Raw genomic sequence first — 26,628 nt, 5'->3', positions numbered from 1 at the left:
CTTTGGCCTTTTTGGAACAGTTTAATGGATTAACTCTTTAAGCAGCAGGAAACATCCTGAACTGAAAAGTAGTCCAAGAACAATTTGCTTAAAGTGCAGTTCTGAAATGCGATGGAATAGGCGCGCACCCAAAATAGCGGGAATACTGACTGCAAGAATCAGTACAGCCATATAGGGCAAGTGACTCTGATTTAAATTGCCCTGATATAGATAGGCTGCCAAGGTAAACATCTGAATGGCGAAATTAAAATGACGTAAAATATAGCGCTGCTGATCTTTGGGGAGCTGTTTGAGCATTAACCAGGCAGAAGGTACGGAACCACAAAATCCCCCCAAGCCACCTAAAATGCCACCTACCAAACCGATACTGGCATCTGCAGTTTTGCCTGAATGTTGAATCAGTCGGATCTGAGGATTCAACAACATGAGTGGACACCAGATGATGAGGAACATACCCAGTAAGACACGGAAAGTATGTGCCTCAATGATATTCAGTAACCAGGTGCCGAGCGGAACGCCGATCAGTCCGGCAATTAAATACGGTAAATAAAGTGCTTTATACAAATGAACATGCTTTTGTTCATTCGATAATGAAATAACATGGCTCCAAATCGAAGCAAACACAAGGAGGGGAGCAGCAACTTGAGGACTGAGTACCCATACCCAAAATGACATGGCAATTAAAGCGAAGGCAAAACCGGTAAGACCTTGTACAAATCCTGCGATCATTGCGCCTAAAATAAATAACAGCCAGGTCATATTGATTAGTAGATAACTAAAGCCAGCAGTATTCAAAAGATTGCTGAAAAAGCCAAGCTAATATTTAGCTGTATTTGTGCACAGCTTAGTCGAAGTTCAGATAACCAATTTATTTGAAGATAATTGAATTGTTTTGATGGTGAATAAAAAGCAAACAAATCGGTACAGGAGACCAACAATGGCTGCGTGTACTCTCCATGAAATCGCCTGATACTGGCAGAGTGCAGGAAGGAAGAGGTGATGAAAATGAAAAAAATGATATTACTGTCATCTGTGCTGGCAGTGGCTTTAACCGGTTGTATGGTCGATCCTTGGGATGATGATTATCGTGGTCATCGAGACCGTAATGGACATTATGACCGTAACCATGGTGACCGGGACTGGAAAGATAGAGATCATCGTGATTGGAAACGTGATCGGGAAGACCGTGACTGGCGTGATCGCCGTTAAGAGATCAGCTATTTATAACTTACATTTCACAAAAAAGGATTCCATACAGGAATCCTTTTTTAATATTTATTGTGCAAATATTCATTTACTTTTTCTGATATAAGCCTGCACGTACTGTCCCAGCCTTGGTATTTTTAATCAGTTGCCAACAAGAGGGAAGCTGCAACGTATTTAAATCCCGATCTGCTTCGACATAAATCAGGCCTTCAGGCTTGATTAGCGGATCAGCAAGTTCAGCCAGAGAAGTCCATAAGTCCAAGCTGTAAGGCGGGTCTAAAAAGACCAGATCAAATTGATCTTTCAATGTTTGCAAAGCCTGCTGCGCCGTGGTTACTTTCAGTTGTGCACGTGCTTTGGTGACTTGAAGCAGCTCCAGATTCTGGCTCAGAAATTGTGCCTGAGTACGATCCGGTTCAATCATCACCACACTGGTTGCACCGCGGGAAAGTGCTTCAAAGGACAAAGCACCAGAACCGGCACAGATATCCAGCACCTTGGCATTCTGTACATCCCACATCAGCCAGTTAAACAGGGTTTCACGGACACGGTCTGGGGTGGGACGTAAACCGTCAATACTGGCAAAGGCTAGCTGACGGCGTTTCCAGTCACCACCAATAATTCGTAACTGATTTTTCATATATTAATCTCCTTCTACAGCTGGTGCAGAGTTTGCAGATGAGCTCGAACGAGATGTATTCGATGTTGCGTTTGAGGAAGTTTGTGGTGCATCCGTGTTGTTAGGTGTTGCCGCAGCATCAGGGCTAAGCATACTTGCACCACTTGGTAGCTCGCCAGGTTTAATACCGGCAGTCATCAGTCCCCCACTTAATTGATGATTGAGTGGGCGTACCGGATTCTTATCTTTATGCAGTAACCAGTAATCAAAAATAGGACGAGCGAGTGCAGTGGCGGCACTACCGCCGCGGCCATTCTCCAGAATGACTGCAATGGCAATTTCAGGCTTTTCTGCAGGAGCAAAACCGACAAACAGACCATGGTCAAGCTGGCGATCAGTCAGCAAGGCTTCATTGTAACGTTTACCCTGGGCAATACTTTTTACCTGTGCTGTGCCAGTTTTACCGGCAATACTATATTGCAGGCCGCCTTTAATACCGCGACCCGTACCCGACTGAATCACATCAACCATGGCATCGCGCATTTTGAACCAGTCTTCTTCTTTACCATTAAAATCGATCTTGCCATGGGTGCCATTATGGACTTTAAATGCTTTGGCGCCACGGCTTTCACGCAAGACATGCGGTACGACTTTATTGCCATGATTGGCAGTAATTGCTGTTGCCATCGCTAACTGCAATGGCGTTGCTGTAAAGGCACCCTGACCAATACTCACCGAAATCGTTTCACCACGTGACCATTTAGAGTTGCGGGTACGCATTTTCCATTCAGGACTTGGGTATAGACCAGAGCTTTCACTTGGCAGATCGACACCTGTTTTTTCACCAAAACCAAACTGACGCATCCATCCATTCATCTGTTCAATGCCCATACGATAGGACATGACATAGAAATAGGTATCGCAGGAAACCACCTGAGCTTTATGCAGATTTACAGTACCATGGCCAGTTTTCTTATGGTCGCGGAAACGGTGACTATCACCCGGCAAAGTGAAATAGCCGGGATCGGAAATCGCTGTATCCCAATCGACCAGGCCATAATGAAGGCCACCCAGGCCAAACATCGGTTTAATGGTCGAACCAGGAGGATAAGTTCCTTGCACCGCCCGGTTATACAGTGGCTGATCAAGGTTATCACGCAAGTAAGAATAATCTTTGGTGCTGATTCCGGTTACAAACAGGTTCGGGTTGAAACTTGGGCTAGAAACCAGTGCTAAAATTTCCCCTGTACCTGGATCCATGGCAACAATGGCGCCACGACGTCCCGCCAGTTGCTCGGAAGCAACCATTTGCAGGCCATAATCTAAAGATAAAAACAGGTCATTCCCGCGTACCGGATCCTTACGTCCAAGATGACGCAGCACATTACCATGTGCATCTGCTTCGACTGATTCATTTCCTGGAACACCGTGGAGCAGCTCTTCATAGGATTTTTCGACCCCGATTTTCCCGATCAGGTTGGTACCCGCGTAAAGGTCCTTATCAATACTTTTTAATTCTTTGTCATTGATACGGCCCACGTAACCAATCACATGTGCAAACAATTCACCATGTGGATAGTAGCGGGTCATCTGGGTATCAATTTTTACACCGGGGAACAGGTGCTTAATTTCACTAAAGCGGGCAATATCGGTTTCGGTCAGATTCAGTTTGATAGAAACACGTTCTGTTTTTTTTGCGGTTTTAATCCGGCTATTAAAACGCTCGATATCTTCTTCGTTCAGTTCCAGAATCGGGATCAGGCGCTTAATCGTATCATCAATATCCTCAACATCGGCACGACTTAAGGTCGCGGTAAATACCGGATAGTTATCTGCCAAAAGGACGCCGTTACGGTCATAGATATAACCACGTGCAGGCGCAAGTGGTTGCAGGCGGATACGGTTCTGGTCAGAAGCCGTGTTGAACTCATCGAAGCTGACAATCTGCAAATAGGCATAGCGGCTGATTAGTAGCAGCATGCAGATGATGACCAAGCCAATCGAGAAAAACACACGATTGCGATAAATGCGTTTTTCTTGCTGTACATTTTTTAATGGAAAATGCTGCTTCATACGAGATCGACTTAGACCTGAACACGGATAGGAATGAAAGTGCGTTATTCTAACCCAACTGACCTAGTTTGGATATTGAAATACGAGTGGGTTGCCCATCTGCTAAACGTTGACTTTGCAGACATTAAAATTGTCTACAGTTGTATACAACTGTGTTGATAATTCTGCTAAAGTCCAAATTGAATAAAAAAAGGACGATACCTTAAAACTATAATGAATCAAGGATATTGGTGAAAAGGAATGAATAAATTATACCCTTTGCTGGCATTTGCTTTCATCGCAAATATGGCTTATGCAGATGATTCTACGTATAGATCTGAAGCAAAACTGAGCGATAGTCAGGCAAGTACCTGGAATGTGGGGGCTGGATTTACCCGGAATATGATTCACCTGAATACTGAGTGGGTGAATCCGTATGGGATCGCATATGTCAAAGGTGGTGTTTTTCTGGACGATGACAAGCCATTTGGTGCACAAGTTGGCTTTCGGTACCCGGCACACCTCACAGGAAAAGATAAAAATGGGTATTATGTCGGGGCTTATGCCGGACATATCCAGAGTAAGAAAGTAGATGGAGAATATGAAGCACGTCTGGGGGGCGGGATGGATTTATCCTATGTCATGCTGAGTTCAGAACGGATCAGTACCTTCAGTGTCGGAATCGGTGCTGGTGAAGAAATGAAAAGCCGAAGTGGACATGTTGTGGCCGAAATCGAACCTCAACTACAATTCTCCTATACTTTAAGTATCGGTTTATAGAGAAAATATTCGACTTGATAAGAAAATTGTATTCTGTGAACAAAGAATTAAATATGGAAGTTATACATGCTTGAGTACGTTAACGAGTTGTGGCAAGCCTTTCTGATGCGTCCAGATTTCTGGGCTGTGCTCAGTATCATTCCTGTCACTGCATTCGTTACCTGGGCACACGTATGGATGGCCCTGAAAATGGTGTTCTATCCAATCACGTTCTGGGGATTCCATATTGGTCCATTGCCTGTCGGCTGGCAGGGCATTGTGCCACGCAAAGCAGGAAGAATTTCAGGAATTATCACAGACAATACCTTGTCTAAACTAGGATCGATCCAGGAATTTCTACAGGCGATGGACCCGGATGATATGGCACGCATCATCGGTGAACAGGTCGGTTTCGAACTTGAACATCTGATTGATGAGGTCATGATCGACCGTAATGCAGTTTTGTGGGAAAACTTGCCGTATTCCATCAAGCGCCGTATTTATTCTCAGGCACACAAGCAGTTGCCGGATGTGTTGCGCGAATTAGTGACTGAGCTGACCATGAACGTCGAGTCACTTGTGGATATGCGTGACATGGTGGTCAGTCAAATGGAGGGTGATCGCCGTCTGATGGTACGCATGTTCCTGAAGGTTGGACAGAAAGAAATTAACTTTATCTGGCATATCAGTGCTTTAATTGGTATGTTCTTTGGTCTGTTCCAGATGATCGTATGGTTCGTGGTGCCTTGGCACTGGACTGTACCATTCTGGGCAGCAATTTGGGGTTTCCTGACCAACTGGATTGCCATCTGGATGGTCTTCAATCCGATAGAACCACACTATGTGAAATACCCGCAGTTCTTCACCCGCACGCAGAGCCGCAAGTTTCCATGGATCAAACCGGTTATTCCACGTATTGGCACCTATAACATACAAGGTGCTTTTATGAAACGTCAGGAAGAAGTCTCTGACGTCTTCGCAAGTGTAGTGACAGAAGATCTGATTACGTTAAAATCGATCATGACAGAAATGATGTATGGTGGTAAGAAAGAAAAAACCCGCCGGATCGTCAAGCGTCACATTAACGAAATTATGGAAACTCCATTGGTTCGCACCTCTTTACAGCTATCCTTAGGACCAAGAGAGTATGCAAAACTCAAGACAGACTTGATCGATCGCTCAATTGAAATTACGATGGTGCCTGTATGCGACCCTGCGTTTAATGCGAGCCGTGCACAGAAAATCTATCAAATGTTTAGAGACCGCATACGCGAGTTAACACCGAAGGAGTTTCAGAATCTTTTACGACCTGCGTTTCAGGAAGATGAGTGGATTCTGATTGTATTGGGTGGGGTAACCGGTTTTGTCGCGGGTTTAATCCATTTGTTTGTGGCTTTCTTATAACGAGACGCTGAAATGCTGGATACCTTTGGGGATGTCCAGACATTTGGTGTCCTATACATTGTTAAAAAATGAGGATGTTTATATATGCGCATTATCTTACTCGGACCACCTGGAGCAGGTAAAGGTACACAAGCTCAGTTGATCTGTAAGCGCTACAATATCCCACAAATTTCAACCGGTGATATGCTCCGTGCTGCAATTCGTGAAGGAACTGAATTAGGTTTAAAAGCTAAAAGCGTCATGGATAATGGCGGTTTGGTTTCTGATGAGTTGATCATCGGTCTGGTTAAAGAACGTATTGCACAGCCTGACTGTGTAAATGGCTGCATCTTTGATGGCTTCCCGCGTACTATTCCACAAGCTGAAGCGCTTGAAAACGAAGGCATCAACATCGATCACGTGATTGAAATTGATGTACCGGACGAAGAAATCGTGCAACGTCTTTCTGGCCGCCGTCAGCACCCGGCTTCTGGTCGTGTTTACCACATTGTTTACAACCCACCAAAAGTGGAAGGTAAAGATGATGAAACTGGTGAAGATCTGGTTCAACGTCCTGATGACCAGGAAGAAACCATTCGTAAACGTTTAGGTTCTTACCATACTGAAACTGAACAGCTGGTTGGCTTCTATCAAGGCCGTGCTGCATCAGGTGAAAATGCACCAACTTATGACAAATTGAACGGTCTACGTCCAATTGAACAAGTTCAAGCGGATCTGTTCGCGATTCTGGATCAGTCAAAATAATCATTTCACGATAATTTTGACATTCAGGGAGCCCTAAGTCATATTAGGGCTCTTTTTATTTCTGCATCTTTAAAGGAATTGCGACTGTGAAAATTGGTTTGTTATTGCTCATGGTGGTGTTCTTGGTTGTTCTAGCAGGCCTTCTGGTCATGAGCTACCGAATGCTAAACAAAGTGCAGAAACAGGAAAAAATCGAAAATAGGGACAAAACCCCAGAGCGACAATTGCACCCGAAATTACAGGCTGAATTAGAGCAGCGCAAAAAAATGCAACAGCAGTTAGAGGAAAAGCAAAAATAAGCATTCTTATCTGCTGAACGAGACAAAAAAAGCTGAACCAGAGTTCAGCTTTTTTATTTAAGGGATCAGTCAATATTTTTAACTGCAATTGGTTTTAATGCGCCAAAGTCGAAACGGTCCGGCCAGTTACAGACATCAGCGACCACACATTCATGACATTTTGGTTTGCGTGCAATACAGCAATAACGCCCATGCAAAATTAGCCAATGATGCGAATCAATAATAAATTCTTTGGGAATGACTTTGATCAGACGATGTTCAACCTCAAGCACATTTTTACCCACAGCCAGGCCAGTGCGGTTACCCACTCGAAAAATATGGGTATCGACTGCCATCGTCGGTTGACCAAAGGCGGTATTCAGTACCACATTTGCAGTTTTACGACCTACGCCCGGTAAAGCTTCCAGATCAGCACGATTATCCGGTACCACGCTGTTATGTTTCTTGATCAGCATCTCACAGGCTTTAATCACGTTTTCTGCCTTGGAGTTATATAGCCCGATGGTTTTGATATATTCCTTCAGCCCATCCACGCCAAGGGCATAAATCGCTTCTGGCGTATTTGCAACAGGAAATAGCTTGTCAGTCGCCTTGTTGACGCTGACATCAGTTGCTTGTGCCGAGAGTGTCACTGCGACCAGTAATTCAAAAGGATTAGAATAATTCAGTTCAGTTTTTGGATTCGGACGTTGTTCACGTAAGCGTTCAAAAAAAGTTTGAATCTGTTTCTTGGTCATGTTCTTTACAGGTTTGCCGCTCATGCTTGTCATCATTTTATCCCTGTAAATCCTGTAATTGCTGCATTAGTTCGGCAAGCTGGGTGCGTTTACCTGTATCTTCGCGTACAGACAGCTGTTTTTCGAGCTTTTTGATCTGGGTACGCAGTTTGGCCAGTTCAATCGTAGTTTTGGCGTCCCGGATCAATCCATCCTCATTTGGCTTTTCCACCATTTCAATCACGGGTACATTTCGACTTTGTGCAGAGAACTCGGCAAATAGTTCGGTATTGATTTCAGCACGTACCACAGGACCTTTACGGTCAATGCGGCGTTTTTCCTCACGTTGGATATGTGCATAGTAACGTTGGCGCAGATCATTCTGTTCCTGCACATGCTGTTCCTCTGACATGAGTGGATGGGTATCTTCTACTAGATCAATACAGTCGACCGGGCAGGGTGGAATACACAGTTCGCAGCCAGTACACAAATCTGTCAGTACCGTATGCATCAGTTTGCCTGAGCCAATAATGGCATCGACCGGGCAGGCACTAATGCATTTGGTACAGCCAATGCATTCATCTTCACGAATCACTGCTTTCATGCGCTGAGGACGCCCATCAGCCTGAATGGGCCAGACACTTGGCTCAGCACTAAGTTTAGGACGATTTAACAATCTGGCGAGGGCATCTGCCACCGGCTGTCCACCGGGTACACATTTGTTAGCTTCTTCTCCCTCGGCAATGGACTGAGCATAGGGTAGGCAGCCATCACGATGACCACACAAACCGCATTGGGTCTGTGGCAATAACGCATCAATGGATTGGATGAGGGAAATCTGCGAATTCATGATATTTCAAAGCCGCTCACAGTGAGCATTTCAGGAGGTGAAACAAAATATGTCAGAATTACAAATTTTAGCATATTTTGATCGGCTTGTTTGTGCACAATTAAGGTAACCAATATGCATTATTATCATGCATAAATAAGAATTTAGACTTTGATTCCACTCATATTTTGCTATCCAAAAATTTAATTCATAATAAATATAAATAACTGTTATAAAATTAATTTTCATATTTTTTCAAAAAAACTATTGTGGATTGGTTACAAAAGATATTTAATATTTTGCGCCAAAATTTAACATTGATTGTAAATTTGACCAATTTTGATCCATTTTCTGCTGAGGATTAAGCGTTGAAATACAACACACTTAATGAGTTCCTAGATTACGTTAAAACACGTGATGCACATCAACCAGAATTTCTTCAAGCTGTAGAAGAAGTGATGACAAGCTTGTGGCCGTTCATTCAAAAGAACCCACAATATGCAGCTCACGGTTTACTAGAACGTCTAGTTGAACCAGAGCGTGCGATCCAGTTCCGCGTTTCTTGGGTAGATGACCAAGGTCAAACTCAAGTAAACCGTGCGTTCCGCGTACAGTACAACTCAGCGATTGGTCCATTTAAAGGTGGTATGCGTTTCCACCCATCTGTGAACCTTTCAATCCTGAAATTCCTGGGCTTTGAACAAACGTTTAAAAATGCTTTGACTACTTTGCCTATGGGCGGTGGTAAAGGTGGTTCTGACTTTGATCCTAAAGGCAAGTCAGAAGGCGAAATCATGCGTTTCTGCCAAGCGTTAATTATCGAGCTTTACCGTCACCTTGGTTCTAATACTGATATCCCTGCGGGTGACATTGGTGTAGGCGGCCGTGAAGTAGGTTATATGGCGGGTATGATGAAGAAGCTCAGCAATGACACTTCATGCGTATTCACTGGTAAAGGCTTGTCTTTCGGTGGTTCATTGGCTCGTCCTGAAGCAACTGGTTACGGTACTGTGTATTTCGCTGAGGAAATGCTGAAAACTCGTGGCGATAGCTTCAAAGATAAAGTCGTGACCATTTCTGGTTCGGGTAACGTTGCGCAGTACGCTGCTGAAAAAGCAATGTTCTTAGGTGCTAAGGTCGTTTCTCTATCTGACTCTGCGGGAACTGTTTATGTTAAAGACGGTTTCACTGATGAACTTCTTGCTGAAGTGATGGAACTGAAAAACGTTAAACGTGGTCGTATCTCTGAGTTCGCGTCTAAACACGGTTTCGAATACCTTGAAGGTCAACGTCCTTGGGGTATTAAGTGTGATATCGCGCTTCCATGTGCAACTCAAAACGAACTAGATGCTGATGATGCTGCTAAACTTCTTGCAAACGGTGCAATCTGTGTTGCTGAAGGTGCAAACATGCCATCTACTTTAGGTGCTGTAGAGAAATTCGTTGAAGCGAAAATCCTTTACGCTCCAGGTAAAGCATCGAATGCAGGTGGTGTAGCAACTTCTGGTCTTGAAATGTCTCAAAACGCATTGCGTCTTGGCTGGACTTTCGAAGAAGTTGATGAACGTCTTCATGCAATCATGAAAGAAATTCACCGTAACTGTGTGAAATTCGGTACTAAAGAAGACGGTACTGTGAACTATGTTGACGGTGCAAACATTGCGGGCTTCGTAAAAGTTGCTGATGCAATGCTTGCTCAAGGCGTATTCTAAGTCTGACTTAGTTTAAGCTTTAAAAAAAACCGAGGTCATAGCCTCGGTTTTTTTGTCTCTGTCATAAAAATATTTTATAGCGAGCCTTTTACTGCTTCACGCTCGACGGCCATATCAAATATATAGGCATATTTAGACTGATCTGCTGCCGGGTTCTTGATTTCAAAGCGTTTTATGCGAATTACCTGACGCTCATTTGGCGTATGCTGGAAGCCTTCGATTTGGTCATAGAACAGGTTCCAATCTTTATCGACCTGAGTTTTTAAGCCCTGCTCATTGTATTTGACTTCGCGCACCTGAAGACAGGTTTGCTGTGCTACACCGGTACAAGCTTTGGTTTCAGGAGAAATTTCCAAGAAAATAATATCAGCCTGACCATTATAACGGGCTTCTGGCGTCATCTTCCCTGTGAAGACGTAAGCCTTTCCGTTTACGGTCAGAGTCAAAACCGGATTTTGAGCATCACTGGTATTTAAGCTAAATGGAATACGGGCATCATTAAAAATTTCGCCTGCCAGCTTTTCCTGTTGCATGGCATTGGTATCACAAGCTTTCATGGTTGAGATTAAGGTACCAGTTTCCAGCTGACCCTCAGAGATTTTCCAGCTACCACCCAAGCTATTGCAGCTGGTAGTGACACTAAAACGATTCTCATCATGGAAGCTCAGTACCATATGTTCTTTTGCACCGGTATCAATGTGCCATTCATAAGCACTCAAAGTATTGGCGGCATTTTGTTGCTGTAATACGGACACGGCAAGATCTCCTACTTTTTGGACATCATTGGACTGACAAGCTGCAAGGGTTAAAGGGAATAATGCAATAAATAAGTATTTTAATTTCATTGATTGAATAGTCATGAAGCAAATAAATCAGACTTAAGCTTAAACGATTCATTTTTAAAAAATATGGATACATTCTGAAGCTTTAGGTAGCAAAATGTATCCATGAAAATTGCATGATGAGTAAAATAAGACAGGAAGATTTTCTTAGGCCTAAGAAAAAAGGCTCAGATAGAGCCTTTAAATCCTAATCAAAACGATAGATATCCATACCCAGTGAACCCATGCTAAAGCTGCTATGCACCAGACTGAAACGGGTACCAGTTCCCATTGCAAAAAAAATCGGGGCAAAGTGTTCCAGGGTCGGGTGATTACGTTCCAGGTAAGGAATACTTGGCCAATCCAATACGGCTTCATAGTCACTATGAGCGAGTTTGCTTACCACATAATTGCGGAAGGTCGAGGCCCATTCTGGAACAACATTGGATTGTCCACTACGATCCAGCTCTCGCAGGTTATGCGTGATACTGCCTGAACCAATCAGTAGGACCTGCTGTTCACGCAGGGGTGCCAGCGTTTGACCAATTTTATAAATGTCTTGTGCAGTCAGGTTGATGGGCAGGGAAATTTCTACCACTGGAATATCTGCATCCGGATACATGTGTAGTAGCGGCATCCACACGCCATGATCACGCGGGCGTGAATTATTGGCATAGGCGCTAAAGCCAGCTTCAGACAGCAAGCCGAGAATCTGTTCAGCCAGTTCCGGTTGACCCGGCGCAGGATAACTTAGTTGATATAGTTGAGGCGGGAAGCCACGGAAATCATGCCAGGTTTCTGGACGAATACCGGTATTTACTTCCAGTGCATTACTTTCCCAGTGGGCAGACATTACAATGATTGCCTCTGGACGTGGCAAATTGACACTTAAACGCTCCAGTGCTGGACCTACCTGTTCAGGATTCAGGGCAAGCATTGGAGAGCCATGGGAGATAAACAGGCCGGGAAGCGTTTGTAAGTTCATAGTTCAAGCCACATCTGGAAGATGTCTTCAATAATGCATGAAAGCAAGCGAAGTAAGGAGGGGGGATTGTTCAACAATTCATTGCGGAAATAGAACAATAGCCAATTTTCATCTTAACCCGCACGGTGATAAGGGTGATTATGATTAATGCTCATGGCACGGTACAACTGTTCAATCAGCATGACACGAACTAGAGGATGCGGCAAGGTCAATTTGGATAGTGACCAGTGCCATGCAGCTGCCTTACGTACCGCTTCAGAATGACCATCCGGCCCACCAATGGCTAAAGCCACATCATTACCTTCCAGCATCCAGCCTTTCATGGTTTCAGCCAGTTTTTCGGTACTGAATTCACGACCGCCGACTTCCAGTGCGATCAGGGTTTCATTTGACTTTAATGCATTCAGGATACTATCGCCTTCGATATTACGATATTTCAGGATGTCGGCTTCTGAATCATTCTTGCCACGTTTCGCCATCGGCAATTCAATGATTTGTGTTTGAACAAATGGCTGTATGCGCTTGAAATAATCTTCAAAACCAGTGAGTACCCAAGCTGGCATTTTTTGACCAATGGTCAGAATACGGATTTTCATACAGACATCGTGTAGTTCAGAAGTGCTCATTATAACGATGAAACAACATGAAGTTGAGTATAGAAACAAATTGAAATTGAATTAGAAAAAGCACTGCTGCATAAATATCCAGAGTTCAAGTTTCTGCTTGATCATGTCATGGAAATAATAACAAATGCGGATTGTAGCCATTTTAAGAAAAAGTTATCTGGGTTTGCTGATCAGTCTGTCTTTAATCTTCCCGAGTTGGGCCTGGGCCAATCCAGCCAGAAATGCTCAAGTCAAAAATCTCGAGCTTTACTTTAGCCAGATCCTGAATGTGGATGAATTTAGAAATCACAAGAATACGGCTGAACTGAACCGGGTATCCGGTTGGTTGAAAGAGCAAATGCGACGCTTTGGTATCCCGTGTCAATTTCAAAGCTATATTGTGAATAGTCAGGGCTATCGCAATCTGGTTTGCCAGCTCAATGTAAAAGCCAAAGATAAAATCGTTATTGGTGCTCACTATGATGTTTTTGCCAATCATCTCGGTGCGAATAATAATGCTTCTGGCGTCGTAGGAGTGGTGGAAGCTGCACGATTGTTGGCCCTGCAAAAAAATAAACTGAAAAATAATATCGAGTTTGTTTTCTATGGTCTGGAAGAACCGCCGTATCTCAACACAGAGCATATGGGCAGTGCGATCCATGCCAAGTCATTGAGAAAGCAAAAGCAGAAAATACGTGGCGTCTTTGTACTGGACTCTATTGGTTACTACGATGAAAATCTGGTACAGAGCTATCCGGCAACTCTAAAATGGTTTTATCCTCGGCATGCCAATTATATTGCCAGTATTGGACATCTAAGTTCAGTAGGACTTACAGGAAGATTTTGCGAAGCTATGCAGACACGTCAGCGTTTAGAGTGTGAACGTTTTATTATTCCTACTTTTATGCAGGGACTGGATTATTCGGGCTATCTCAGTTATGCCAAGCAGAATTTTCCAACTGTACTGATCAGTGACACGGCTCATTACCGTTATCCTTATTACAACACTGAGCAGGACACTCTAGATAAACTGGATCTGAAAAAAATGACTTATGTGGTAGACGGATTGATGCAAACCGTTCTAAGTCCATAAAATTTAGGTAGAGATAATAAAAAACCCTGCCGGAGCAGGGTCTTTTATGAGCAGATCACTTAGTGACGTGCGGCTTTAGCTTCATCAGTCGCTTTTACAATTGGGGTTTTTACCAATGCTTTCGGCATAGAGGTAAGTGCCAATGGTAAAATCTCATCGATTGATTTCACGGCTTTGATTTCCAGACCTTCTTTCACATTTTCAGGAATTTCAGCTAGGTCACGTACGTTGTCTTGCGGAATGAATACCAGCTTGATCCCACCACGGTGAGCAGCAAGCAGTTTTTCCTTCAGACCACCGATACGCATCGCACGACCACGTAAGCTGGTTTCACCGGTCATCGCGATATCAGGACGAATCGTAATACCTGTGAATGCAGACACGAGAGCAGTGGTTAGTGCCAGACCAGCAGATGGACCATCTTTCGGTGTCGCACCTTCAGGTAAATGTACGTGTACATCAGTTTCTTCAAAACGAGAAGCTTCGATACCCAGTTCAGCTGCACGCGTACGTACTACGGTCATCGCGGCGGTAATCGATTCTTTCATCACATCACCGAGAGAACCGGTAGTAATGAATTTACCTTTACCCGGAACCGCTGCTACTTCAATTGTCAGTAACTCACCACCAACCGAAGTCCAAGCCAGACCATTTACGCGACCCACTTCTGGTTCTTCTTCAGCCATGCCGAAATCGAATTTGTGAGGACCCAGGTACTCTGGCAAGTTGTTCGAATTCACTTCAAGCTGAAGATTTTTCGCTTTCTTGCTCACCGCTTCTTTAACTACCTTACGGGCAATTTTAGAAACTTCACGTTCCAGGCTACGCACACCAGCTTCGCGGGTATAACGCTGTACGATGTCGCGAATTGCCTCTTCATGAATGGTCAATTCTTTGCTGCGCAAACCATTATTCTTGATTGCTTTCGGAACAAGGTAGCGTTCAGCAATATTGACTTTTTCATCTTCGGTATAACCTGGAAGACGAATCACTTCCATACGGTCAAGCAAAGCTTCCGGAATATTCATGCTGTTTGCAGTACAGATGAACATCACTTCAGACAGATCCAGATCCAGATCCAGGTAGTGATCGTTGAACTTGCTGTTTTGTGATGGATCCAGTACTTCAAGCAGGGCAGAAGCAGGGTCACCACGGTAGTCCTGAGCCATCTTGTCGATTTCATCAAGCAAGAACAGTGGGTTTTTTACACCAACTTTGGTTAAAGACTGCACAATTTTACCTGGCATCGCACCGATATAAGTACGACGGTGACCACGGATCTCAGCTTCATCACGTACACCACCTAGCGCCATACGCACGAATTCACGACCAGTTGCTTTGGCAACAGATTCACCCAGAGAGGTTTTACCTACACCCGGAGGACCTACCAGACATAGAATCGGGCCACGCAGTTTTTTCACACGTGACTGAACTGCCAGATATTCCACAATACGATCTTTGACATCATCCAGACCATAATGATCAGCATCCAGAATTTCCTGAGCCTTGTTCAGGTTAATACTGACTTTGCTCGCTTTGTTCCAAGGTGTATCTAGGATCACTTCAAGATAGTTGCGAACAACCGCAGCTTCACTTGATGCATGTTGCATTGCTTTCAGCTTGCGGAACTCAGCTTCCGCTTTTTTACGTACGTGCTCAGGCAGGTCTGCTTCAGCCAGACGTTTTTCAATCTCAGCGACATCATCTTCTGCACCACCATTCAGGTCAGAAAGTTCGCGTTGAATCACCTTCATTTTTTCATTCAGGAAATATTCACGCTGATTCTTTTCCATTTGGCGTTTGACTGAATCATGCAGGGTTTGCTCAATCTGCTGTTCTTCAGACTGTTGCAGTAAATAAGTCATGAGTTCAGTCAGATGCGCTTCAAACTCATCGTGCTCAAGGAATTTTTGCTTGATTTCGATGTTCAGCGGCACACGAGTTGCCACGAAGAACAATAACTGAAGCAAGTCTTCAATTTTATTTGCAGCTGCAATCAGTTCACGTGCATTACGTAACTTCGCTTCTGCATACTGGGCAAATAACGCACGCAGTTCCTCTACACGGGTATCCTGAGTGTCATTGTCCATATTGACAGTGATCGGACTAAGCTCATGTTCAGCAGTCAGATAATCAGTGTCATCAATGATTTTAGTTAATTTGGCACGATAAAGGCCTTCGATGAGTACCTTGATACAGTTTTCATCATTTTCATGATTCACAACCTGCACAATCTTCGCGACAGTACCGTATTGATATAAGTTGTCGTGATCAATTTCTTCTGTAAGCGAATCTTTTTGCGCAACCACAAATACCAGATTGTCACTGTTACGAGCCACATCAACTGCATTGATCGATTTTTCACGACCGACAAATAGCGCAATTTGCATGTGTGGATATACCACTACATCACGTAACGCTAAAAGTGGTAATACACTTGGAACCTGAGGCTCAAAGCTTTCTTCATTCATAATAATTTCAGACATGGGCACTCCTAATGAGTGACAACGATGTTGCCATGTATTTTATAGTGATGGGTATTTTTAAAATTACAAGGGCCGTTCAGATGAAATTGTATAATTATTGACTAATTATTTGATTTAAAAGTAACTTAGTCAATGAATTGATTTACAAACGCTTAAAATGTAGCAAGCGTGTAGGAGTTAAAAGTGCATCTAAAGGCTGATCCCATTTTTCCCGGGGTAATGATGTTTCTACAAGCTGTAAATCATGTGCCAAACCAAGACGATAGGGTTTTTTATACGCTGTTACCAAGGTACGGTCATAATACCCACCACCCATTCCGATCCGGGTGCCTCGATAGTCACAGATCAATAACGGCATAATTAATAAATCAAGTTTTGATACATGCAAACCACGACTTTGCATAGGTTCACGCATGCCTAAACGATGATGGAAAAAACGCTTGTTTCGGTATAGGTGTTTGTTAATCCGTACCCATTCTAATCGCTGATTCATGTTACAGATCACTGGCAAATAGACTTTTTTATCGACAGAGAAACAATATTCAATAATTTGCTGAGTGCGAATTTCACCAAAAGCATCTAAGTAAAGACCGACATGCTGTGAGTGAATAAATTGAGAATTTGATCTAAGCAGATTTAGCACCTGCTGGGCAGATTTTTTTTGTTCAAATCGGGAAATGCGACGACGGGCTTGGCGGATTTTTTTTCGAAGTTCCTGAACGGTCGTATACATAAATTATCTGAACTTTAGATGGTGCTGAGCATAAGTCTAAGGCAGGAAAAGAAAAAAGTAAAAAAGAAGACCTAAAGAAAATAAATTTTGAGTAAAAGCAGGTGATGACTAAAAATTTTCACAGCTATTCGGGTATTGAAAAATATTTTATTAATATACATAGAATTAATTTATTTATCGGAAACTTCCCCAACAATCCAAATACCTTTGTATATTGGAACAGCTTGAAGTTTTGCCCTGGTTGAAGAGCTAAAACTCAACTTAAGAATAATATAAAAAACAATTCAGGATTGAATGATATGAATAAGAAAATCAAGCCATTAACACGGTTTACACAACTATTTTTTGGTCTCGGTAGCATGCTGGCAGGATTAAGCTATGCTGCAGTGCCTAACTTGCCCGCACCACCGAATACACAACAGGTTTTTTTTGTCGGTAATAACTGGGATGGTACAGTCACGGTGATCCGTCCGTCAGGTGATTTTGGTAAAGTCGGAGTGATTAATATGATTCCGGATCGCAAAGAGCGCTTACTTGAGATCCATCTTAATCCAATCAAATTGATTGCTTATACCTATATCCAGGCGACGGCAGGGGAAGGTAATGATCAGCTGGTAGAAGATATGTACTCCACACCAGACGGTCAGTCTGTTGTGGCTTCACGTCCAAGTTTCGCCGATGTGGTATCAATTAATATTAAAACTGGCAAAATTAACTGGCGTACACCAGTCGAAGGCTTCCGGGCAGACCATATGGCAGTTTCACCGGATGGACAGCACGTGGCTGTTTCTGCATCGTCGGGCAATGTGGTACATGTCCTGGATATCAATACGGGCAAAGAATTAGGACGCTTCGCGACAGGGGATAAACCCCATGAAAATATCTACTTTAATGGTGGAAATAAAATCCTGAATTCTGCAATCGGTAATGTCGAAACATCCATGGATGCCCAATGGCAGGACTTTACTAAGGGTAAACGTTTTATCACTATTGCCGATGCAAATACTTTTAAGGTTTTAAAGAAAATTGATTTCCGGCCAGCTTTAGATAAATTTGGGCGTAAAGATTTGTCCAATTCAGTTCGTCCAATGGTCCTGAGTAAGGATGAAAGCAAAATCTATGCGCAGGTCTCTTTTTTTAATGGTCTGATTGAATATGACCTAAATCAGGACAAAATTACCCGTATCGGTCAGCTGCCAGGCAGCAGTACGATTCCAAGTGATCGTACCAAATGGGTCAATGATTCCCGCCACCACGGACTTTCAATTAGTGGCGATGGTGAAAAACTCTGTGTTGCAGGGACAATGGATAATTACGCCACTATTGTGAATCGTAAAACCTTAACAGCCGGTCCTTTAATTCCAGCCGGTAAACCATATTGGGCTACCCTAAGCCCAGATGGCAAAAACTGTGTCATTTCTGAAAGTGAAACAGATGTAGTGACAGTGATTGATTTTGCTACAGGCAATAAAGTGTTGAGCGTGCCTGTAGGCAATCATCCGCAACGGGTTCGTATTGGTTATGCACCTAAAGACTGGTCTACCCCATAAAAATAAAAGTATTAAAACAGTAGAGAATCTCTCTGCTGTTTTAATATGAATTTTTAGGATAAACGCGAAATGCTGAATAACAATAAAAATATGATCATCGGTATTGCAATGATCTTCTTCAGTGGTTTAGCACTGATGCTTCTTTTAATGAAAGATGAAGACAGTATTGCAAAAGCAGAACACTCGAGTTTGGATGAGCAGCCCGTCTTGATCCAGCAAGAATCACAGCTACCTGATCCAACTCCTATGCTTGAAAATGAGCAGAAAATTGCACAACAGAATCAGCAAATCATACAGAAGCGTGATGATCTCTATATGCAATTGGCAGACATTTCAAATCATCTCAGCCAAGGCAAAAAACCAGACCTAAGAGAAGTAAGTAGAATTCTGGAAATACAGCGACAGCTAGTAAAGGTAAAAGTGATTTCTGTACAAGAGGCAACCGCGACCATTCAATTTTTACAAAAAGTGTTACCTGAAATGGAGAGTGAATTGGCTCGTGAAATCAGACTGATTGAATAAAAGATGGTGTTAAATAAGATTAGATTTTGAAAATTAAAATATTTTTATAATGCTGCCAAGAATTGAGTTGCTCATATTCTTATTCTTAGAAAATAAAACACTCCGAAGATGCCGCTGCATGTGTCGTTACCCTGAACCCGAAGAAGTTCAAGGTGGACGCGACGTATACTTGCTGGGTTTCCCACTCGAAGGTGGGCATACACTCTAAATATACAGAACGCAATCCATAAGTTTAAGTATCGGCAGGGGAATAGACCCGCTGGCGAACATCCCAGAGTTAGACTTAGTATAAACGATAAAGTTTATGTGGCAACTCTATGCTGTGTTGGAACTGTAAACTTGACCATTGATCGAATGAAGTTTAAACAAAAAGTCTGCTTATTCAGTCAGTTCTTCAACTTCTTCTAAAATAGTTTGTAACAAACGTTCGCAGTGGGCATATTGTTGCAGTGATTTATTCATGCTCAATACTTCCTGCATCAGTTCTAGCGCTACCATAATCACCAGCTTGCTTGGTTCCATACGAGGTGCTTTACGGCGAAATTCATCGTATTTGTCATTCAATAGTTGCGCTGCACGTTCAAGTTCTTCGCGTTGATCTGCTGTGGAGGCCAGACGGAAACTGTGGCCAATTACTCTTAAATCAATAGCAATCTGTTCGCTCATGTTGACGCTTCCTCAGTCGTTTCAGTCGGATGGGCCAATTGCTGAATTTCCTGTGCATGATGGTCTTGAGCTGTGCCCAGAATCGCCAGACGCTGGATAATCGCTTCAACCTTGGCTTTAGCATGCTCATTCTTCTGGGTCAGACGCTCAGTTTCCTGATGCAGGCGTTGAATTTCCTGACGCGCCTGTTGCTGTTCATTCAGCAGCTTTTCTTTCAAAGCACGCAGTTCATTACGCTCAGCCAGAATTTCCTGAAAACGGTTTTTCAGATCGGTGCAGCTTTTTTCCAGACGGCCATACCGGTCTGCAAGTGCAGTTGCATCATTATTAAGCTGTTGATATTGTGAGCGAGATTCAGCTAACTGTTCAGTTAAACTTTCATTTTCTTGTTGTTTTTGGCTAATAATGCTGTTTTTTTGAATGATTTCGGCTTGATGCTGACTCAGAGAGGAGTCCTGTTCTTCACGCAGGCTGGAGTTTTCGTTCTCCAGATGTGCAAGGCGCGTTTTTAAAACGCCAATATGCACTTGTAGACGCTGTAATTCTTCTAACATATCGAGGTCGCACAGTATTGCAAACAAAGGTAATATATAAGCAGTATAGAGATTGGATAAACGAATGCAAGACGATATTTCAGGTTGGTCAGATTGGCACCGCAATTTTTCTTCAATTGAGGAAATTTCCAGCCCAAGCGAACTTCATGGTTTGCTTACTGGTATTGTTTGTGTGACCCAGGCGCCGAGTAGCGAAGAATGGTTACAGATTCTGGAAACTTTAGATGTCCCTGAGCTGGATGCTGAAGCATTGGAATTACTAACAGGTGAAGCAGAAGACGTATTTCACTCACTTTCTGAAGATGAGCTGGATTATCTTCCATTACTTCCGGATGACGAGCATAGCCTCGCAGAACGTGTGCAGGCATTGGCAGACTGGTGTGCCGGTGTAGTCCTTGGTTTTGGGCTGGCAACAGGTCATATTCGTGATGATGAAATGGAACTGATTGAACATTTACAAGATGTTGCAGCAGTTGAATTTGAAGATTCTGACGACGATGCTGAAGGTGAGGAAAGCTATCTGGAGTTGTACGAATTTGTACGTCTGATTCCAGTGAGTTTGTCTGTAGGTCGTAAAAAAGTTGAAGTGGAGGAAACGCCACTTTTGAAACGTTTTACAGCTAAAGTAAAAACTGAGTCTACGGATCCAGCTCAGGCACAATCTGTAGTTGAAATTTTCTCACCGCATCGCCCAAGCTGAACTATAGCTATTTAGCTTTAGAAAAACCGGAATAAGTCCAGTCATCCTCTGGCTTATTCTGGTATCAAATCATATTCAAGAACAGCATTGATATAAGAAGTAAGGACCAATGAAGAAACTGACACAAGCAGAATTTCAGGAACGTCGTGATATCCTCGCCGGGGAAATGGGACTACGCAGTATTGCCATTATCGCCACCAGCCCAGTGGCACTGCGTAACCGTGATGCTGACTATAAATATCGTGCCGATAGCAGTTTCTTTTATTTGACGGGCTTTGCTGAACCAGAAGCTGTGGCTGTGATCGAAACCTTTGACAGCGAAGAAGAAGGTTATACCTACAGTCTATTCTGTCGTGAACGTGACCGCGAGATGGAAATCTGGAATGGTTATCGTGCCGGGGTGGATGGTGCTGTCGATGACTATGAGGCAGATGAAGCTTATGCTATTGATCTGCTTGATGAAGAAATTCTGGAAAAATTGCAAAACAAGGACAAATTATTCTACCGGGTCGGCCATAGTGCAGAGTTTGATGCGCGTGTCGCGAAATGGATTGCACAAGCCAGTGGTGAAAGCCGTCGAGGAAAATCTGCACCTGCTCAAATCGTTCAGTTAGACCGTATTGTTGATGAAATGCGTCTGCATAAAGATGCCAATGAAATTGAACTGATGCAGATCGCATCAGATATTTCTGCGGAAGCACATATCAGAGCGATGCAGACTGTACGTCCGGGTATGATGGAATATGCACTGGAAGCAGAGCTGAACTATGTATTTGGCAAAAATGGCTGTGTACCTTCTTATAACAGTATTGTCGGTGGCGGTGAAAATGCCTGCATCCTGCACTATGTGGAAAATGACAAAGAACTGAAAGACGGTGATCTGGTGCTAATTGATGCAGCCTGTGAATATCAGTTCTATGCATCCGACATTACCCGTACTTTCCCGGTAAATGGTAAATTCAGTCCTGAACAAAAAGCACTTTATAACATCGTGCTTGATGCACAGATTGCTGCGATCAATGCAGTTCAGATCGGCAACTCCTATAAAGAACCACACAATGTGGCAGTGCGAATTCTGGTTCAAGGTTTGCTGGACTTGGGGATTATGCAGGGCAAGATTGAGGAAATTATCGAAACCGAAAGTTTCCGCCAGTTCTATATGCATGGTACTGGACACTGGTTAGGTATGGACGTACATGATGTCGGTGCTTATAAGACAAATGGTGAATGGCGTTCTTATGAAGAAGGTATGGTCGTGACTGTAGAACCGGGCCTGTATATTGCACCTGATGATGAAACAGTTGATCCAAAATGGCGTGGCATCGGAATTCGTATTGAGGACGATGTGGTTGCGACTCAAAATGGCCCATTAGTATTAACTGCCAAAGTGGTCAAAACTGTGGAAGATATTGAAGCCTTAATGGCAAAAGCTTATGCTGCTTAAAAATACGATAGCTTGAAAAAAGCTGGTTATTTGACCAGCTTTTTTATTTTTTAAAATAATATGAATCTAATCAAATAAATAATGAATTAATCTTTCACTGAATGATTTTATTAGAAATAATCTGGATATTTTTTGATTCAATTCTTATATAATTCTTTTTTTAATCTCCCTAACCAGTATTTACAAATACTCATCATTCTGAGTGTTCTCCATGCACAGTATAAAATTTCATAATTTTGAAGAAGCGGGCAAGCAGGTACTTCAATATCTTCATCAGCATTTGGGTTTTGGCTTATGGATGATCACTCGTGTAGAAAATGATGATTGGATTATTCTCCAGGCAGAAAATCAAAAATATAATGTTAAGCCAGGCGAAGTATTTGGTTGGGCGGATTCATTTTGCTATCACATGGTACAGGGAAAAACTCCTAAAATAGCGCCATGTTCTAACGAAATCGAACTATATTCAAAAGCACCAATAAATAACAAACTGTCGATCAAATCTTATATTGGTGAGCCACTATTTAATGAAGATGGATCAATTTTTGGAACAATTTGCGCTATTGATGATAAGCCTCATTCTGAAGATATTTTAAAAGATGCGGCACTCATTTCGCTTTTAGGCAGTTTATTGAGCTCAATTTTACAAAGTGAATTGCGGGAAAATAAACAGAGACGTTTACGTGAACGTTATGAGGTAGAAGCGCTCACCGATAGTTTAACCGGACTGTATAATCGCCGCGCCTGGGATCAGCTGTTAGAAGCTGAGGAGGGACGCTGTCAACGTTATGGCTTACCAGCTGCAATATTTAGCATCGACCTGAATGATTTAAAGCAGGTGAATGACCAGTTTGGACACGAAGCAGGAGACCAGTTAATTCAGCGTACTTCAGATGTACTGGTAGAACATATGCGTGTTAATGATGTGATTGCACGTATGGGTGGGGATGAATTTACGATTTTATGCCCTGAGACTAAAGCTGAAGACGCAGCGATTTTATATCATCGTTTAAGTGAAATATTTGCAGCTGCCAATATTCATGTGGCAATTGGCTATGCAGTCCGTCAGCTGACTAAAGATCTGCATGAGGTCTTAATAGAGGCAGATAAGAATATGTATGAACATAAGAAAAAAGCGAAACTGGAAGCAGATGATTTTATAAGTTAAAACTCGTTGAAACCAAACCATCCAGGCTTGATAATCTGCAATAAACTTCCCCCAATGTATACTTGTTGAGAGACAGTATCAAAGTACCCCCTTTGCGCAAATAAAAAGTACAACAGTCGCCTTTCATCTATTTTCATCAATTACTAGATTTAGATATTCAATGACTGGTTACTGCATAGGGAAATATTTTGAGCGGAAAATCAAAACCTAAACTAATGAAATTTATTACTCATACTTTTAAACAAGCAATTTTTTCAGTCGTGGTAGGATGTTAAATCAGAATGTAGAAGAAATAATTTATAGTTTTTAGTTGTTTTTAAATCAAATAAAATTATTAAAATCAATAAATTAAATATTATTAATAAAATATTCAAAGCTTAATTCTGATTTGGTTTACGTAAAATATGAACAATTCAAAGAAAACCAACCCAATTAAAATTTAATGCTTATAACATGACATTTATTCAACATAGATCAACACAGAATAGGGACTTTTAGCATCAAGACTACATATTCATTTTGCTATTGCTTGCATAATTTTGGATAAGAATTAGTCAAACATTAGCTTGGAGAAAAATCATGAGAAGACTTGGAACTTTAGACTGGATCGCCTACGCATTAGCCATTATTGGTGGCCTGAATTGGGGCTTAGTTGGTGCATTCGACTTTAACTTGGTCGCAGCAATCTTTGGTGAGCAGAGCGCTCTTTCTCGAATTATTTATGTCTTGGTTGGTCTGTCAGCGATTTACCTGATCTATACTGCAACTAAGTTAGGTCGTCATGATGTCCATCATGAAGCTCATACACGAACAATGCATTAATTAAGTCAGTATAAACTCACTTATTATTGGGTTAAAGAAAATAAGTAGTTAGAGTGAGTTGACTGCTAAATAAAAACGGAGCTTATGCTCCGTTTTTATTGTGAAAAATAACTAGATATAGATTTATATTTATTGCTTATAATCATTTATTTACTTATATAATATTTATATTGTGGATTTTTGTCTTTGTGTGGAGATTTTTGAGGTTTATTTTAAGAAATTAAATTAAAAAGATTTTAGTCAATGATTTTTACCTAATTTAATATCCGTTTTATATATTTAGCTCATAAAGCTAATGAAATATTACACTGTTATTAATTTAATTCATTTATTTTATTAAGGCTTATCTAAATAACAAACCTGAGGGATGCCTAGATGAAAAAAATGAATATGAAGAACATGATCAAATGTGCTGCAGTAAGTGGAGTATTAGGTTTTGCTGCATCTCAAACTATGGCTATGGATCAGCAATCTACCAGCGAGAGTAAGAATCAGTCTAAAGCAATGCAGAATGCTCATCAGAATTTGACAGAGAGTCAAGTGATTAAAGTGGTGAGCACAGCCAATAATGGTGAGATTAAACAGGCAAGAACTGTTTTACCGAAGCTGAAAACAGAAGAAGCCCGTAGGTATGCTCAGATGATGATTAATGAACATTCAGCAAATGAGAAGAAAGGCCAGACACTGGCAAGCAGCCTGAAGTTAACTCCACAAGTGAGTGGTATTAGCACCTCCTTGCAAAAAGACAGTGATAATGCAGTCAGAAAACTGAGCAACTCATCCACACCAGATAAAGACTATATGAGCAGCCAAGTTGACGTACATCGTAAAGTACTGAATACGATTGAAAAACAATTAATCCCGAATGCTAAAAATACTGAACTCAAAAATATGTTGACACAAACACGTACCGCAGTTGCCAAGCACTTAAAAATGGCTGAAGATATTGTTGCCAAAATGAAGTAATCTGACTTAACTATGTTTTATAAAAAAGCCTGACATTTCTGTGTCGGGCTTTTTTATATTATAAATGATAATCCACTAATTTATATTAAGTGTTTTTAAGTTAATAGAGTTAAATTAATTTTCATATTTAATCTTAATTATTGTATATTAGAGCTGTGATGTTCTATATTTTTAATAATTGGGCAGAGTAAAACTTGAAGTGCGACATAAACCACCTAATTAATTTAAAGGGTTTATGGAGTATATAAAATTGTCATACCATCATCTTAACTTTGAAGATCGTACTGCATTAATGCTTGAGTCAAGAAAAGAAGGCTTTTCAGCCAGAAAATTTGCTGAACTCATTAAAAGACATCCTAGTACGATCTATCGTGAGCTTAAAAGAAATAGCATCAATGACGTTTATCAAGCTCGATATGCTTCTGATAACACCTTCGCTAGACGTAGACGTGGTCACAGAAAACTCAAAATCGATTCAATCCTCTGGAAATTTATTGTTGAAGCGATCCGTTGTTTATGGTCTCCTCAGCAAATAGCAAAGCGTTTAAAGACATTTCCTGATTTGGATCAAACAATGAATGTAAGCCATACAACGATTTATTCAACGATACGAGCATTACCAAAGGGTGAGTTGAAAAAAGACTTATTATCCTGTCTGCGTCATGAAAATAAAAAGCGAAAAGCTAACGGTGAACCTAAAAAAGATTCTATATTACAGGATATTAAAACTATTCATGAGCGCCCAGCCGAAGTTCAAGAAAGAAAAATACCGGGTCATTGGGAAGCTGATTTAATTAAAGGTAAAGACAATAAAAGTTCGATAGCAACACTTATTGAACGAAATACACGGCTCTGTATCTTGGCAACATTACCTGATGCAAAGGCAGAATCAGTGCGCAAGGCTTTAACTGAAGCTCTGAAATATTTACCTGCAGAACTGCGTAAAACGTTGACCTATGACCGTGGACGCGAGATGTCAGAACATAAAATACTCGAAGAAGATTTAGGCATAGATGTATATTTCTGTGACCCACATTCACCTTGGCAAAAAGGCACATGCGAAAATATGAATGGTTTAATTAGGCAATATTTACCTAAAGGGATTGATTTAAATCAGGCAGATCAGCATTATTTAAATCAAGTTGCCATGTCACTGAATACTCGTCCTAGAAA

Annotated in this window: 27 protein-coding genes and 1 other RNA gene; 15 read left to right on the top strand and 13 right to left on the bottom strand. The window is 41.9% G+C overall.

Translation table 11 applies throughout. From position 1 onward, the window contains the following. Window positions 1-21 precede the first annotated feature (21 nt). On the bottom strand, window positions 22-759 hold the full coding sequence (locus tag ACTJIX_RS08995) for a sulfite exporter TauE/SafE family protein (protein WP_005221297.1): 738 nt from the start codon (window positions 757-759) through the stop codon (window positions 22-24). A 246-nt stretch (window positions 760-1,005) separates the two neighbouring features. Here ACTJIX_RS08995 and ACTJIX_RS08990 point away from each other — a divergent pair, with 246 nt between their 5' ends. Next, window positions 1,006-1,209 carry a hypothetical protein gene (locus tag ACTJIX_RS08990; RefSeq protein WP_004810769.1) on the top strand — a complete coding sequence of 68 codons (204 nt, stop codon included), beginning with the start codon at window positions 1,006-1,008 and terminating at the stop codon, window positions 1,207-1,209. Window positions 1,210-1,294: 85 nt separating this feature from the next. Here ACTJIX_RS08990 and rsmD read toward each other — a convergent pair whose 3' ends face one another. Together rsmD and mrdA are read right to left on the bottom strand one after the other, a co-directional pair. Further along, window positions 1,295-1,846, bottom strand: a complete 552-nt coding sequence (gene rsmD, locus ACTJIX_RS08985; protein WP_440611362.1) for a 16S rRNA (guanine(966)-N(2))-methyltransferase RsmD — start codon at window positions 1,844-1,846, stop codon at window positions 1,295-1,297. Between the two features lie 3 nt (window positions 1,847-1,849). After that, on the bottom strand, window positions 1,850-3,898 hold the full coding sequence (gene mrdA / locus ACTJIX_RS08980) for a penicillin-binding protein 2 (RefSeq protein ID WP_427940074.1): 2,049 nt from the start codon (window positions 3,896-3,898) through the stop codon (window positions 1,850-1,852). Between the two features lie 240 nt (window positions 3,899-4,138). On the opposite strand from mrdA, the gene ACTJIX_RS08975 reads away from it, so the two are divergent. From ACTJIX_RS08975 to ACTJIX_RS08960, 4 genes are all read left to right on the top strand, one after another. Continuing rightward, window positions 4,139-4,657, top strand: a complete 519-nt coding sequence (locus tag ACTJIX_RS08975) for a hypothetical protein (RefSeq protein WP_440611361.1) — start codon at window positions 4,139-4,141, stop codon at window positions 4,655-4,657. A 66-nt stretch (window positions 4,658-4,723) separates the two neighbouring features. Further along, window positions 4,724-6,040, top strand: a complete 1,317-nt coding sequence (locus ACTJIX_RS08970; RefSeq protein WP_004810761.1) for a membrane protein — start codon at window positions 4,724-4,726, stop codon at window positions 6,038-6,040. Between the two features lie 84 nt (window positions 6,041-6,124). After that, a complete protein-coding gene (adk, locus tag ACTJIX_RS08965; protein WP_004810758.1) occupies window positions 6,125-6,784 on the top strand; it encodes an adenylate kinase in 660 nt (219 codons plus the stop codon). Window positions 6,785-6,870: 86 nt separating this feature from the next. Then, window positions 6,871-7,083, top strand: coding sequence for a hypothetical protein (locus ACTJIX_RS08960; protein WP_005221304.1), 213 nt, complete (start codon window positions 6,871-6,873; stop codon window positions 7,081-7,083). Window positions 7,084-7,148: 65 nt separating this feature from the next. Here ACTJIX_RS08960 and nth read toward each other — a convergent pair whose 3' ends face one another. Further along, window positions 7,149-7,853 (bottom strand): endonuclease III, encoded by a 705-nt coding sequence (gene nth / locus ACTJIX_RS08955; RefSeq protein WP_184103780.1) that lies wholly within the window; start codon window positions 7,851-7,853, stop codon window positions 7,149-7,151. A 4-nt stretch (window positions 7,854-7,857) separates the two neighbouring features. After that, window positions 7,858-8,649, bottom strand: a complete 792-nt coding sequence (locus ACTJIX_RS08950; RefSeq protein WP_005221308.1) for an RnfABCDGE type electron transport complex subunit B — start codon at window positions 8,647-8,649, stop codon at window positions 7,858-7,860. Window positions 8,650-8,996: 347 nt separating this feature from the next. Between ACTJIX_RS08950 and gdhA the strand changes: the two genes are divergently transcribed. Continuing rightward, the gene (gene gdhA, locus ACTJIX_RS08945) at window positions 8,997-10,340 is read left to right on the top strand and encodes an NADP-specific glutamate dehydrogenase (RefSeq protein ID WP_004810752.1); all 1,344 of its coding nucleotides are present in this window, start codon (window positions 8,997-8,999) and stop codon (window positions 10,338-10,340) included. Window positions 10,341-10,414: 74 nt separating this feature from the next. On the opposite strand, the gene ACTJIX_RS08940 is transcribed toward gdhA, so the two are convergent. The 3 genes from ACTJIX_RS08940 to rlmH form a co-directional block, all read right to left on the bottom strand. Beyond that, window positions 10,415-11,185 carry an META and DUF4377 domain-containing protein gene (locus ACTJIX_RS08940; RefSeq protein ID WP_034434194.1) on the bottom strand — a complete coding sequence of 257 codons (771 nt, stop codon included), beginning with the start codon at window positions 11,183-11,185 and terminating at the stop codon, window positions 10,415-10,417. Between the two features lie 184 nt (window positions 11,186-11,369). Continuing rightward, complete coding sequence (locus ACTJIX_RS08935; RefSeq protein ID WP_440611360.1) at window positions 11,370-12,146, bottom strand: dioxygenase family protein; 777 nt, start codon at window positions 12,144-12,146, stop codon at window positions 11,370-11,372. Between the two features lie 113 nt (window positions 12,147-12,259). Then, window positions 12,260-12,742, bottom strand: coding sequence for a 23S rRNA (pseudouridine(1915)-N(3))-methyltransferase RlmH (rlmH, locus tag ACTJIX_RS08930; protein ID WP_103800629.1), 483 nt, complete (start codon window positions 12,740-12,742; stop codon window positions 12,260-12,262). Window positions 12,743-12,896: 154 nt separating this feature from the next. Between rlmH and ACTJIX_RS08925 the strand changes: the two genes are divergently transcribed. Then, window positions 12,897-13,844: a M28 family peptidase gene (locus ACTJIX_RS08925; protein ID WP_005221311.1), complete on the top strand. Its 948-nt coding sequence runs from the start codon at window positions 12,897-12,899 to the stop codon at window positions 13,842-13,844. Between the two features lie 59 nt (window positions 13,845-13,903). Here the strand turns inward: ACTJIX_RS08925 and lon are convergent, their stop codons facing one another. Both lon and ACTJIX_RS08915 read right to left on the bottom strand, forming a co-directional pair. Beyond that, on the bottom strand, window positions 13,904-16,330 hold the full coding sequence (gene lon, locus ACTJIX_RS08920) for an endopeptidase La (RefSeq protein ID WP_440611359.1): 2,427 nt from the start codon (window positions 16,328-16,330) through the stop codon (window positions 13,904-13,906). Window positions 16,331-16,472: 142 nt separating this feature from the next. Then, on the bottom strand, window positions 16,473-17,063 hold the full coding sequence (locus ACTJIX_RS08915; protein ID WP_163166733.1) for a 5-formyltetrahydrofolate cyclo-ligase: 591 nt from the start codon (window positions 17,061-17,063) through the stop codon (window positions 16,473-16,475). Window positions 17,064-17,422: 359 nt separating this feature from the next. Here ACTJIX_RS08915 and ACTJIX_RS08910 point away from each other — a divergent pair, with 359 nt between their 5' ends. After that, window positions 17,423-18,613 carry a YncE family protein gene (locus ACTJIX_RS08910; protein ID WP_440611378.1) on the top strand — a complete coding sequence of 397 codons (1,191 nt, stop codon included), beginning with the start codon at window positions 17,423-17,425 and terminating at the stop codon, window positions 18,611-18,613. A gap of 69 nt (window positions 18,614-18,682) precedes the next feature. Continuing rightward, window positions 18,683-19,135, top strand: a complete 453-nt coding sequence (locus ACTJIX_RS08905) for a hypothetical protein (RefSeq protein ID WP_278363365.1) — start codon at window positions 18,683-18,685, stop codon at window positions 19,133-19,135. A gap of 95 nt (window positions 19,136-19,230) precedes the next feature. Here the strand turns inward: ACTJIX_RS08905 and ssrS are convergent. The 3 genes from ssrS to ACTJIX_RS08890 all read right to left on the bottom strand — a co-directional run bounded on the left by ssrS (window position 19,231) and on the right by ACTJIX_RS08890 (window position 20,355). After that, a non-coding RNA gene (ssrS, locus tag ACTJIX_RS08900) (6S RNA) lies at window positions 19,231-19,416 on the bottom strand. A 97-nt stretch (window positions 19,417-19,513) separates the two neighbouring features. Beyond that, on the bottom strand, window positions 19,514-19,801 hold the full coding sequence (locus tag ACTJIX_RS08895; protein WP_004810731.1) for a cell division protein ZapA: 288 nt from the start codon (window positions 19,799-19,801) through the stop codon (window positions 19,514-19,516). Next, window positions 19,798-20,355 (bottom strand): hypothetical protein, encoded by a 558-nt coding sequence (locus ACTJIX_RS08890; RefSeq protein WP_004893620.1) that lies wholly within the window; start codon window positions 20,353-20,355, stop codon window positions 19,798-19,800. Before ACTJIX_RS08890 ends, ACTJIX_RS08895 begins: the two co-directional genes overlap by 4 nt. A 64-nt stretch (window positions 20,356-20,419) precedes the next feature. On the opposite strand from ACTJIX_RS08890, the gene ACTJIX_RS08885 reads away from it, so the two are divergent. The 6 genes from ACTJIX_RS08885 to ACTJIX_RS08860 form a co-directional block, all read left to right on the top strand. Further along, on the top strand, window positions 20,420-21,055 hold the full coding sequence (locus ACTJIX_RS08885) for a UPF0149 family protein (protein ID WP_005221317.1): 636 nt from the start codon (window positions 20,420-20,422) through the stop codon (window positions 21,053-21,055). Between the two features lie 109 nt (window positions 21,056-21,164). After that, window positions 21,165-22,499 carry a Xaa-Pro aminopeptidase gene (pepP, locus tag ACTJIX_RS08880; RefSeq protein ID WP_262467354.1) on the top strand — a complete coding sequence of 445 codons (1,335 nt, stop codon included), beginning with the start codon at window positions 21,165-21,167 and terminating at the stop codon, window positions 22,497-22,499. A 211-nt stretch (window positions 22,500-22,710) separates the two neighbouring features. Continuing rightward, on the top strand, window positions 22,711-23,667 hold the full coding sequence (locus tag ACTJIX_RS08875) for a sensor domain-containing diguanylate cyclase (RefSeq protein WP_406612300.1): 957 nt from the start codon (window positions 22,711-22,713) through the stop codon (window positions 23,665-23,667). Window positions 23,668-24,246: 579 nt separating this feature from the next. Continuing rightward, entirely contained in the window at window positions 24,247-24,489 is a 243-nt protein-coding gene (locus ACTJIX_RS08870) for a DUF378 domain-containing protein (RefSeq protein WP_004810720.1), read from the top strand. Between the two features lie 375 nt (window positions 24,490-24,864). Next, complete coding sequence (locus tag ACTJIX_RS08865; protein ID WP_440611358.1) at window positions 24,865-25,455, top strand: DUF4142 domain-containing protein; 591 nt, start codon at window positions 24,865-24,867, stop codon at window positions 25,453-25,455. A 235-nt stretch (window positions 25,456-25,690) separates the two neighbouring features. Next, a partial coding sequence (locus ACTJIX_RS08860; protein ID WP_079396101.1) for an IS30-like element ISAba125 family transposase occupies window positions 25,691-26,628 on the top strand: 938 nt, incomplete at its 3' end.

The organism is Acinetobacter sp. 22323 (genome assembly GCF_052044895.1).
Classification (GTDB): domain Bacteria; phylum Pseudomonadota; class Gammaproteobacteria; order Pseudomonadales; family Moraxellaceae; genus Acinetobacter; species Acinetobacter schindleri.
Note: the sequence above shows the minus strand (reverse complement) of the source record. Positions and strands in the feature narration are given on the sequence as shown.

Coding starts and splice junctions, on each gene's coding strand:
- ACTJIX_RS08995 (WP_005221297.1), bottom strand. CDS start 759: ATGACCTGGCTGTTATTTATTTTAGGCGCAATGATCGCAGGATTTGTA.
- ACTJIX_RS08990 (WP_004810769.1), top strand. CDS start 1,006: ATGAAAAAAATGATATTACTGTCATCTGTGCTGGCAGTGGCTTTAACC.
- rsmD (WP_440611362.1), bottom strand. CDS start 1,846: ATGAAAAATCAGTTACGAATTATTGGTGGTGACTGGAAACGCCGTCAG.
- mrdA (WP_427940074.1), bottom strand. CDS start 3,898: ATGAAGCAGCATTTTCCATTAAAAAATGTACAGCAAGAAAAACGCATT.
- ACTJIX_RS08975 (WP_440611361.1), top strand. CDS start 4,139: ATGAATAAATTATACCCTTTGCTGGCATTTGCTTTCATCGCAAATATG.
- ACTJIX_RS08970 (WP_004810761.1), top strand. CDS start 4,724: ATGCTTGAGTACGTTAACGAGTTGTGGCAAGCCTTTCTGATGCGTCCA.
- adk (WP_004810758.1), top strand. CDS start 6,125: ATGCGCATTATCTTACTCGGACCACCTGGAGCAGGTAAAGGTACACAA.
- nth (WP_184103780.1), bottom strand. CDS start 7,853: ATGACAAGCATGAGCGGCAAACCTGTAAAGAACATGACCAAGAAACAG.
- ACTJIX_RS08950 (WP_005221308.1), bottom strand. CDS start 8,649: ATGAATTCGCAGATTTCCCTCATCCAATCCATTGATGCGTTATTGCCA.
- ACTJIX_RS08940 (WP_034434194.1), bottom strand. CDS start 11,185: ATGAAATTAAAATACTTATTTATTGCATTATTCCCTTTAACCCTTGCA.
- ACTJIX_RS08935 (WP_440611360.1), bottom strand. CDS start 12,146: ATGAACTTACAAACGCTTCCCGGCCTGTTTATCTCCCATGGCTCTCCA.
- rlmH (WP_103800629.1), bottom strand. CDS start 12,742: ATGAAAATCCGTATTCTGACCATTGGTCAAAAAATGCCAGCTTGGGTA.
- ACTJIX_RS08925 (WP_005221311.1), top strand. CDS start 12,897: ATGCGGATTGTAGCCATTTTAAGAAAAAGTTATCTGGGTTTGCTGATC.
- lon (WP_440611359.1), bottom strand. CDS start 16,330: ATGTCTGAAATTATTATGAATGAAGAAAGCTTTGAGCCTCAGGTTCCA.
- ACTJIX_RS08915 (WP_163166733.1), bottom strand. CDS start 17,063: ATGTATACGACCGTTCAGGAACTTCGAAAAAAAATCCGCCAAGCCCGT.
- ACTJIX_RS08910 (WP_440611378.1), top strand. CDS start 17,423: ATGCTGGCAGGATTAAGCTATGCTGCAGTGCCTAACTTGCCCGCACCA.
- ACTJIX_RS08905 (WP_278363365.1), top strand. CDS start 18,683: ATGCTGAATAACAATAAAAATATGATCATCGGTATTGCAATGATCTTC.
- ACTJIX_RS08895 (WP_004810731.1), bottom strand. CDS start 19,801: ATGAGCGAACAGATTGCTATTGATTTAAGAGTAATTGGCCACAGTTTC.
- ACTJIX_RS08890 (WP_004893620.1), bottom strand. CDS start 20,355: ATGTTAGAAGAATTACAGCGTCTACAAGTGCATATTGGCGTTTTAAAA.
- ACTJIX_RS08885 (WP_005221317.1), top strand. CDS start 20,420: ATGCAAGACGATATTTCAGGTTGGTCAGATTGGCACCGCAATTTTTCT.
- pepP (WP_262467354.1), top strand. CDS start 21,165: ATGAAGAAACTGACACAAGCAGAATTTCAGGAACGTCGTGATATCCTC.
- ACTJIX_RS08875 (WP_406612300.1), top strand. CDS start 22,711: ATGCACAGTATAAAATTTCATAATTTTGAAGAAGCGGGCAAGCAGGTA.
- ACTJIX_RS08870 (WP_004810720.1), top strand. CDS start 24,247: ATGAGAAGACTTGGAACTTTAGACTGGATCGCCTACGCATTAGCCATT.
- ACTJIX_RS08865 (WP_440611358.1), top strand. CDS start 24,865: ATGAAAAAAATGAATATGAAGAACATGATCAAATGTGCTGCAGTAAGT.